Annotated in this window: 13 protein-coding genes and 1 pseudogene; 4 read left to right on the forward strand and 10 right to left on the reverse strand. The window is 39.5% G+C overall.

Going from position 1 to position 9,206, the window contains the following annotated elements:
• Positions 1-41: 41 nt before the first annotated feature.
• The 3 genes and pseudogenes from gor to SORDD27_RS04575 form a co-directional block, all read left to right on the forward strand.
• Positions 42-1,388: a glutathione-disulfide reductase gene (gene gor / locus SORDD27_RS04565; protein ID WP_061427590.1), complete on the forward strand. Its 1,347-nt coding sequence runs from the start codon at positions 42-44 to the stop codon at positions 1,386-1,388.
• Positions 1,389-1,531: 143 nt separating this feature from the next.
• Positions 1,532-2,068 carry a biotin transporter BioY gene (locus SORDD27_RS04570; protein WP_061427592.1) on the forward strand — a complete coding sequence of 179 codons (537 nt, stop codon included), beginning with the start codon at positions 1,532-1,534 and terminating at the stop codon, positions 2,066-2,068.
• A gap of 392 nt (positions 2,069-2,460) precedes the next feature.
• Positions 2,461-3,012 (forward strand): annotated as a pseudogene (locus tag SORDD27_RS04575) (TetR/AcrR family transcriptional regulator); the annotation flags it as partial.
• Positions 3,013-3,051: 39 nt separating this feature from the next.
• Here SORDD27_RS04575 and SORDD27_RS04580 read toward each other — a convergent pair.
• On the reverse strand, positions 3,052-3,270 hold the full coding sequence (locus SORDD27_RS04580) for a YdbC family protein (RefSeq protein WP_061427594.1): 219 nt from the start codon (positions 3,268-3,270) through the stop codon (positions 3,052-3,054).
• 103 nt (positions 3,271-3,373) lie between these two features.
• Here SORDD27_RS04580 and SORDD27_RS04585 point away from each other — a divergent pair, with 103 nt between their 5' ends.
• Entirely contained in the window at positions 3,374-3,694 is a 321-nt protein-coding gene (locus tag SORDD27_RS04585; RefSeq protein ID WP_061427596.1) for a eukaryotic translation initiation factor 4 gamma, read from the forward strand.
• Positions 3,695-3,721: 27 nt separating this feature from the next.
• Here the strand turns inward: SORDD27_RS04585 and SORDD27_RS04590 are convergent, their stop codons facing one another.
• The 9 genes from SORDD27_RS04590 to SORDD27_RS10280 form a co-directional block, all read right to left on the reverse strand.
• The gene (locus tag SORDD27_RS04590; protein ID WP_001196045.1) at positions 3,722-4,060 is read right to left on the reverse strand and encodes an ATP cone domain-containing protein; all 339 of its coding nucleotides are present in this window, start codon (positions 4,058-4,060) and stop codon (positions 3,722-3,724) included.
• A gap of 11 nt (positions 4,061-4,071) precedes the next feature.
• Positions 4,072-4,791 (reverse strand): tRNA (guanosine(37)-N1)-methyltransferase TrmD, encoded by a 720-nt coding sequence (gene trmD, locus SORDD27_RS04595; protein WP_002882191.1) that lies wholly within the window; start codon positions 4,789-4,791, stop codon positions 4,072-4,074.
• Positions 4,781-5,299: a ribosome maturation factor RimM gene (gene rimM / locus SORDD27_RS04600; RefSeq protein WP_061427598.1), complete on the reverse strand. Its 519-nt coding sequence runs from the start codon at positions 5,297-5,299 to the stop codon at positions 4,781-4,783. Before rimM ends, trmD begins: the two co-directional genes overlap by 11 nt.
• Positions 5,300-5,329: 30 nt before the next feature.
• Positions 5,330-6,118: an alpha/beta hydrolase family protein gene (locus SORDD27_RS04605; protein ID WP_061427599.1), complete on the reverse strand. Its 789-nt coding sequence runs from the start codon at positions 6,116-6,118 to the stop codon at positions 5,330-5,332.
• 98 nt (positions 6,119-6,216) lie between these two features.
• Positions 6,217-7,074, reverse strand: coding sequence for an alpha/beta fold hydrolase (locus SORDD27_RS04610; protein WP_061427602.1), 858 nt, complete (start codon positions 7,072-7,074; stop codon positions 6,217-6,219).
• Between the two features lie 149 nt (positions 7,075-7,223).
• Positions 7,224-8,126, reverse strand: coding sequence for a DMT family transporter (locus SORDD27_RS04615; protein ID WP_061427604.1), 903 nt, complete (start codon positions 8,124-8,126; stop codon positions 7,224-7,226).
• Between the two features lie 341 nt (positions 8,127-8,467).
• A complete protein-coding gene (locus tag SORDD27_RS04620) occupies positions 8,468-8,803 on the reverse strand; it encodes a MazG nucleotide pyrophosphohydrolase domain-containing protein (protein WP_061428077.1) in 336 nt (111 codons plus the stop codon).
• Positions 8,804-8,846: 43 nt separating this feature from the next.
• Entirely contained in the window at positions 8,847-9,086 is a 240-nt protein-coding gene (gene kphA / locus SORDD27_RS04625) for an RNA-binding protein KphA (protein ID WP_000379617.1), read from the reverse strand.
• Between the two features lie 19 nt (positions 9,087-9,105).
• On the reverse strand, positions 9,106-9,206 hold a 101-nt coding region (locus SORDD27_RS10280; RefSeq protein WP_231069317.1), incomplete at its 5' end, for a 30S ribosomal protein S16.

The following is a 9,206-nucleotide window of genomic DNA, read 5'->3' on the forward strand; positions in this document are numbered from 1 at the left end:
AAACGATAGAATATGACTATCAAAGCTATAAGGAGTTTTCTATGAGAGAATATGATATCATCGCTATCGGCGGAGGGAGCGGTGGCATTGCCACTATGAACCGCGCTGGCGAACACGGTGCTAAAGCAGCTGTTATCGAAGAGAAAAAATTAGGTGGAACCTGCGTCAATATCGGCTGTGTTCCTAAGAAAATCATGTGGTATGGAGCTCAAATCGCTGAAAGTTTCCACCACTACGGCCCTGACTATGGTTTTACAAGTTCAGATGTTCAATTTGATTTTGCTAAACTTCGTCAAAACCGTGAAGCCTACATCGACCGTGCTCGCTCATCTTATGATGGAAGTTTCAAGCGCAATGGGGTCGATTTGATTGAAGGTCGTGCTCATTTCGTTGATTCCCACACAGTCAGCGTTAATGGTGAATTGATTCGTGCCAAGCATATCGTGATTGCGACTGGGGCTCGTCCAAGCATCCCAACTATTCCTGGAGCTGAACTCGGTGGCAGCTCAGACGATGTCTTTGCTTGGGAGCGACTTCCTGACTCCGTTGCGATTCTTGGAGCTGGTTATATAGCTGTTGAATTAGCAGGTGTTCTCCACGCTCTAGGAGTAAAAACTGATTTGTTTGTCCGTCGTGATCGTCCCTTGCGTGGTTTTGACAGCTACATCGTTGAAGGACTTGTCAATGAAATGGAAAAAACAGGTCTACCTTTGCACACACACAAGGTACCCGTCAAGCTCGAAGAAACGGAGCAAGGTATTACCATTCATTTCGAAGACGGTTCTAGTCACACTGCCAGCCAAGTTATCTGGGCTACCGGTCGCCGTCCAAATGTAGATGGTCTGGAGTTAGAAAAGGCTGGAGTTACACTCAACCAACGTGGATTTATCCAAGTGGATGAATACCAAAATACAGTTGTAGATGGCATCTATGCTCTTGGAGATGTTACTGGTGAGAAGGAACTGACCCCGGTAGCCATCAAGGCAGGACGTACCCTATCTGAACGCCTCTTCAACGGGAAAACAAATGCCAAGATGGACTACACGACTATCCCTACTGTTGTCTTCTCCCATCCAGCAATCGGAACGGTTGGTTTAACTGAGGATCAAGCCATCAAAGAATACGGCCAAGATAACATCAAAGTCTACAAGTCAAGCTTTGCATCTATGTACTCAGCCGTTACAAGCCATCGTCAAGAGTCTCGATTCAAACTCATCACCGCCGGTGCTGACGAAAAAGTTGTTGGACTTCACGGACTTGGTTACGGAGTGGATGAGATGATTCAAGGATTCGCTGTTGCCATCAAGATGGGAGCAACCAAGGCGGACTTTGATGCTACAGTAGCTATCCACCCAACCGCCTCAGAAGAATTTGTGACCATGCGCTAATTATCGCAAGAGACCTCTTGAGGTCTCTTTTTACTTGCAAAATCGGCCGTTACAAAATTGTTACCTTGATTTCAAAAATAGGTTGACTTTTGTTTCTGAATTAGTATAATAGTTACTATAATTTTGAAAAGAGGTTAACAGTTTTGAAAAAAGCTCATATCTATGCCATTCCTGCTATCGGTGCTGCTCTCATCGCCGTATTGGCACAAATCAGTCTCCCTATCGGTCCTGTACCCTTTACTTTGCAAAACTTTGCAATTGGTCTGATTGCTACTGTTTTTAGACCCAGGGAAGCCGTTCTATCTGTAGCTCTCTATCTCCTGCTGGGTGCCATTGGTTTACCTGTCTTTGCAGGGGGTGGTGCAGGATTTCACGTTTTAGTCGGCCCAAGCGCAGGCTATCTTTGGTTCGATCTTGTCTATGCTGGACTTACATCTTATCTCATCCATCAAAATAGTGGCTACATTCGCATTTTCCTAGCCAACCTCTTGGGTGACTCCCTCGTCTTTGTCGGGGGAATTCTCAGCCTCCACTTCCTTGCTGGTATGCCATTCGATAAGGCACTAGCTGTCGGTGTCCTTCCCTTTATCCTCCCTGATCTTGGTAAGATTATTGCCATTAGTTTCATTAGTCGTCCCCTACTCGAAAGATTGAAAAGCCTTCCATATTTTTTAAGATAAAAGAATAGTCTAGAACAATTGTTCTGGACTATTTCCATTCTAAGAATCAACTGTACACTATTTAGCTACTTGACTATTCTTATACCGGTATGAATATTAATCGTTTTATCCTTCAAATTACAGCTTTTCACGATATGCAAAGTAGAAAAGTATTCTAATTGATTCAAACCAAATAAGCTTCCATTGTTTTTGAAAGGCTAATAATTGTATACTTTTCAGAAAACGCATTTTCAATGATATTGCTATATTTTATAAATTAATTGTGATACAATAGAGCTACCTAAAAGATTCAGAAAATTTTATGTTCATTGATTATTTATATTAACTTGAACATTTTGATTTTTCTTCATTCAAAAATAACTGTAAATAATTATAAGTAGAAAGGTAATTCTATGGCAAAGAATACTCGTGAGCTAATCATTAGAGCTCTCATCACACTAGCTAAGAAAAATCCTCAGCGTAGTTCCTTTACAATGACTGAAATTGCTGCTGAAGCTGGTATTTCACGACAAGCGATTTATCAAAAGCATTTTAACAACTTTGAAGATATTATCGAATACATTCACGAAGAGACCAATCAGCACATTTTTAACGTCTTTAATAAGTACTGCCCTAGCAATGATGGAGATCCTATCAGCTTTTTAGCAGACCATATACTTCCTCTCATATACGAAAAAAGGGAAGTTGTTAACACCTTGTATACCACACAAGTCGACCCATGTTGGAAGGAATTTCTTCGTGGAACATACTCTGAATGGGTCCTCAAGAATGTCAATTACCAACTGAAATATAATTTTAATAAAGAGGACATCGCTTATATCATTACGACCATGGCAATCTCTTTCATTGAAGTCTGGATTCGTAAAGATAATCCAATCACCCCTGAAGAGTACAGAGAGACTTTCATTCAATTGTCTAAGACTTCTCTCTGTGACTATATTGTGTACCTAAAAAAGGATCTTGAGTTGCACTCAAGATTCTTTTTATTGTCCCTCTTTAAAGGCATCGACCATTACCTGAAATTCTTCATTGGAAAGCGTGATTCCTTTGCCCATTTTAGTATGGTCAGGACTCCAAGAACGAATATCAAACTTTGCTGGTGCTCCATTAAAGCTAACGCGATTTAGTTCTTTTGTCCATCCTTTGTCATTTTCAGACAAGGTGAGCAAGTGTTCTTCGATTTCAAATGTAAATTCTGCCATTTTAACTCCTTTATGTGATATGCTTTCTATAGTCTATTCGTAAAAATCTTGTGGTTTTTAGGAAAATTTTATATAATGTGGATATATAAGAAGGGAGGATTCTATGAGACAGACATTCAAACTAGTTCTAGATAAACTACATGGTTTTCTCAATGGGAATGATGATCATCCTCAAATTGAGGATAACTCCCTCACTGCTATGATTGAACAAGCCATCCAGAAAAAGACGGCTGTTCATGTCATACTTGCTGAGACAAGTTTTACGGGTGATATTGTTAAACACGATGCTAATCGCCGACAAATTATCATCAAAAATTTTTCAAAAAACGTGACCCGAATCATTCGTATCAGTGACATTAAGCGACTTCGTTTCGTTCCCTCAACTGTACAAAAAGCTCAGAAAAGTCTATTTAAGAAAGAGTGAGATGTTCTTTGCATCCCACTCTTTTTCTTAACGGATTTGTTCAAAATGAAGATGAACGGCGATATGGTCGCCATAACCACTTCTCTCCAAATCGCGTTGCAAACGATAAGAGATATAGTGTTCTGCAATTGTGATGTAACCAGCTCCAAGTAAGCGGTGCTCAACCATTGATTGGATCATGCTGATAGTGGCACGTTCTACTTTTGCTTCTTCCAAGTCCAAAACGACTTTTTTAGTAACTTGCGCTAGGTTTTGACGCAGGTCATCGGTCAAAACATAAACTGTTTGAGCTGCTTTTAGGACAGCTTGGTAAATTTTATCTGGATCAAATTCAGCAATTTCTCCATTACGTTTGATTACTTGCATAAGGTTCTCCTTTATTCTTTGTTTTCTTTGATTTCAGCCAGCATCTTTTCTTCTTCGGCTGTCAGTTGATAGTTTTCTAGCAGGTCAGGTCTGCGCTCGTAGGTTTTCTTTAGACTCTCATAGAGCCGCCACTGGCGAATCTTTTCATGGTGCCCACTCATGAGCACATCTGGCACGACCATGCCTCTATAGTCATAAGGGCGAGTGTACTGAGGATATTCAAGAAGTCCCGAAGAGAAGCTATCATCTTGGTGGCTAGACTCCTTACCAATCACTTCTGGTATCAAGCGCACGGTCGCATCAATCATGGTCATGGCCGCCAATTCTCCTCCAGTCAAAACATAGTCTCCTAGGGAAATTTCATCGGTTACCAAGGTCTTGATACGCTCGTCATACCCTTCATAGTGACCACAGATAAAGATTAGTTCCTCTTCCTGAGCCAAATCCTCAGCGTAAGCTTGATCGAACTGTTTTCCAGCAGGATCAAGAAGAATGACACGGGGATTTTTCTTTTCAATAGCATCAAAGGCATCGAAAATGGGTTGGGCTCGGAGCAACATCCCCTGACCGCCTCCGTAGGGCTCATCGTCAACATGACGGGCTTTTTCAGCGTATTCTCTGAAATTATGGTACTGGATATCCAAGAGCCCTTTTTCTCGAGCCTTTCCAACAATCGAGTGCTCCAGCGGAGAAAACATCTCAGGAAAGAGGGTTAAAATATCAATCTTCATCATCTAGTCCTTCTAAGATTTCCACTTCGACCCGCTTGTTTGGAATATCAACATTGAGAACTACTGGCGGAATGTAAGGTAAAAGCAGATCACGCTTACCTTTTCGTTTGACCACCCAGACATCGTTGGCACCTGGTTGTAGGATTTCCTTGATGGTTCCAATCAAGTTATCACCCTCGTAAACTTCCAAACCGATAATCTCGTGATAGTAGAATTCACCATCATCTAAATCGTTCAAATCTTCCTCAGCAACCTTGAGGCTATAACCCTTGTACTTCTCAATCGCATTGATATGGTACATATCTTTGAATTTGATAATGTCAAAATTCTTATGCTTACGGTGGCTAGCAATGGTCACTGTTTGGATAAACTGATCTTTTTCATCAAATAAAGCCAGCTCTGCCCCTTTTTTAAACCGTTCCTCAGCAAAATCCGTCACAGACAAGACTCGCATCTCACCCTGCAGACCCTGCGTATTGACGATTTTTCCAACATTAAAGTAGTTCATCTTGTCTCCTGTACTCTCCTTCTTTCCATCTTATTCTGACAATTCTCGAATGATGGCTGCAATTTTTTCTGATTCTGACCATTGTAAATAATGGTGATTCCCTCCTAAAATGAGCTTAGTATTGGAAGTCCAATACTCTGATTCTCTATACTCTTTTTCTCTATAAGCCTGACAAAAAATAAAAACGGGAATATGAGCTTCTATAGATACATTCTCAAAATCTTTCTCAGTAATCTCACAATATATATGAAATTCTGGAACTTGTCTTTCCAACTCTGAATCTTTTTCTTGCACTAAATCCCAGATTTCTTCATTAGTTTCAGAGCTAAATGCTGCTTGAGTTATGTTCTTAAAATAAACTTCGGGGCCACACTCTTCAATCAGTCTCATCTGCTCTTCCATTTCTGGATAAGGATTTTCTGAAAAATCAGAAAACATTACTTTTTTAGTTGTTGGTTCAATTGCTACTAAAGCCTGACACTTAATTGATTTGCTCATCAATTTGCAAGCCAAAATTCCACTCAAACTATGTACACAAAGTATATATTCAGAAATTGCCAATTCTTCAAGTACTTCATAAACCGCGTCTACAAGATTGTCCAGATTTTTTCCAGATTGGTCATGAATCGGACTCCTACCTGTGTTTGGAAAATCAATTGTCAAATAACCAATTGTTGAAGGAAGTTTTTCAAGTATAAGTGAAAAATTTTCATAACTTGGTAGCAAACCTGCGCCATTTAAACAAACAAGCACTTTCTTTTTCTTTTTATAAGTAACAAAGAGACTGCCAATTTTTGTAGTTACTTCAAACCGTTTCATAAAGAAATCCACTCATTCTATAACAATGATTTATTAAAAACCCTTATCCTTTATTTTATCACGTTCCAGGGATTTTCACAAGTTGGATAGGTTCTAACTTACAAGGCTACTACTTCTTCAAAAAAATCACCAACTATCTGATTAAACTCTTTAGGGTGGTCATTCATCGGTTGGTGTTTACTGTCTGAAATCGTTACTTGACGCGCATTGGGATTTAGAGCAATGATACCATCATAGATTATTTTTAGGTGTTTGGGAAAATCATTTTCGCCTCTTACTAATAGCATGGGAGGATTTCCTTTATATCCTTCTATCTCATGAACTGCCAAGAAACCTGTGATTCCAAGATTCAAGAAAACATCTCTCCCAGTTTCTATAATGGCAGTCTTAACTAATTCTCTTGTGATAGGGTTATCAGTACACATTTTTGAGTTCTTATCAGCAATCACCTTCCAAGGAATCGTTTTGTACATAAGAGAACTATATTTGATTCGACCTCTTTCTTTCTCTGATAAGTATCGATGCTGTCCCCAACTATCTACCATGACCAAGGCTAGGACTCTTTCTGGATGGCGATAGGTATACTCTTGAAGTGGATTTCCTCCCCAAGAATGACCAACCAATATCACCTTATCCAGCTTAAAATAGGACAAAATGGCATCTACATCTTGAATAGCGCCTTCTAAATCGGGTAGCCCAACTTTCATAGGTGATTCACCCTGCCCTCTAACATTTACAAAGTAAAGGTCAAATCCCTCAAAGGCATCATACTGGTGGGCCCACATCTGACTACGTCCACAAGCTCCATGATAAAAAATAATATGCCCTTTACTTGCGCTTCCAGGACGATGATAAACAACCAAATCACAATCTACGACCGCTATAAGGTGACGTTCCAACACCTCAGATTCTCTATTATAAAAAGCAATAGCTTCAGCTATATCATTTTGCTTCATTTCTACATTCGCTCCTCTTTATCCTAATATCATTCTTTTTATCTATTTTAACACGCTATATTAAAATCATCGTTTTTTAAACTTAATTTCATTAAAAATTTTGAATTTTCTGCATCATTTGGATAAAGAAAAAGACTGCTACGCAATCTTTACTTTTTTCTCATCAGATTCATACCTAAAATTCCAGCAATAATCAAAGTTGCTCCTATCATATGGTAGCTATAAATCGGTTCGTGGAGGATAAGGGCTCCGGCTAGAATGGTCAAAACTGTTCCAAGATTACCAAAGACACTGACGGTTGATGCGCCGAGGCGAACGATAGCATAGATAGAGAGACTACCAGTAACTATAGAGGCTAAAATTCCCAAATAGAGGATGGAAAGCAGATAGGGTACCTGTCCAAGCGGTTCTACATAGGCTAATATGTTCCCCTCTAGATAGTGAGAGGTCAGACTCAACGTATTAAAGGTGACGAAGCCAACAAATATCACAACAACTGTCATATCCATAGCCCGATAGCGACCTCCTTTAGCCTTGCTGAGGATATTGTTTATCGCATTGGCGAGAACAGATCCCAACATCAAGAGAAAGCCCAAGCTAGCAGTTTCAGTGCTAAAGTTTGCTCCTTTACTAAGGAAGATGAAAACTACTCCTGCTACGGATAAAATTAAAAAGAACTTTTGCAGCAAACTTGTCTTTTCCTTGAGAAAGACCGATGCCAAAAGGAGAGTAAAAATCGGGACAAGCGCTTGTAAAATTCCCGCTTCAGAAGACGATATATACTGTAAAGCAAAGGATTGAAAAATAAAGAAGAGGAGTGGATAGAAAAGACTCATAGGCAGAATAGAAAGAATATCTTTTCTACTCAAACTCACATTGATAAGTTTTGTTTGATGAAGGATGACCAATACCAAAGCAGCGATTGTATAGCGATGTGCCAAGTTTGTAAGTGGACTGGCATAGCCCAAAGCAATCTTAGTAAATAAAAAAGAAAAACCAATGATGGCTGAAAAGGATAAGGCCGCTAAGTATGCTTTTGTTTTCTCGTTCATAGATTGTTACTCCCTTTAAAAGTAGCTATTCTCAAGATAAATCAACTAGAAATTTTGAGACTGTCTTTCCATTTTAGCATAGTAAAATCCTAGATGCTATTTCTAGGATTAGTATTTTATTCCCACTATCACTCTTTCAAGATGATAAATTCTTTTTCATTGCCTATAAAGGAGTCAGCCAGTCTGATCTGCTTTTCTCGTTCTTTTCTCACAAGTTCTAACTTGTCTGCCTCTTAGAGATTCCTTACTTTGATAATATAAATTGCCAGTTTCATTGCTTTCTCTATGCAAGCTAGCGTAAGCTAGGAGAAACCTTTCATATTAGTGAAAAGAGATTACTCCTAGTTCTCTTGGAAGTTATCCAAAAATCCTTCCAAATCTTGTTTGTGCTGATACTTAATGGCAGCCTTCTTATCTTTGTCAAAGATGGTTTTGGTTAGGTCAATGTCGTTGATAGCCGCAATTGCGACAGTGTAGTGAATAATATCTGCCAGTTCTTTGGCTAGTTCCTCATTTGAGTCCTGGACACCCTCTTTTCGACCAGAGCGCCCATTCAAGACCTCGGCTACTTCTCCGACTTCCTCCACTAGCTTGATAAAGAGACCTTCCTCAGTTCGAGATTGCTGGTAAAGTTCGAGTAAGTAATCTTGTAATTGTCTAAACGTTAAATCCTTCATCTTCTCCTCCTCACAAAAAAGCGAGACATCCGTCCCGCTTTCTTTATTTTTCATCGATAACGATTCTTACTTTTTTGTCTTCAGTTGGGACAGAGTAGACAATCGTTCTTATCGCTGAGATAGTGCGACCCTTACGACCGATAACACGACCGACATCGCTTTGGTCAAGATCCAAGTGATACTCCAAAAACTCTGGTGTGTCTTCAATCTTGATAGTTAAGGCATCAGGTTGTGAAATCAAAGGTTTCACAATCGCAATAATGAGATTTTCAATCGTATCCATCTGTCAACCTACTTTAAACTTATTTTGAGAATTTAGAATCGTGGAATTTTTTCAATACGCCTTCTTTTGAAAGGATGTTGCGAACTGTATCTGAAGGCTGAGCTCCATCAGCCAACCATG

Source organism: Streptococcus oralis (assembly GCF_001579025.1).
Taxonomy (GTDB): Bacteria; Bacillota; Bacilli; order Lactobacillales; family Streptococcaceae; genus Streptococcus; species Streptococcus oralis_X.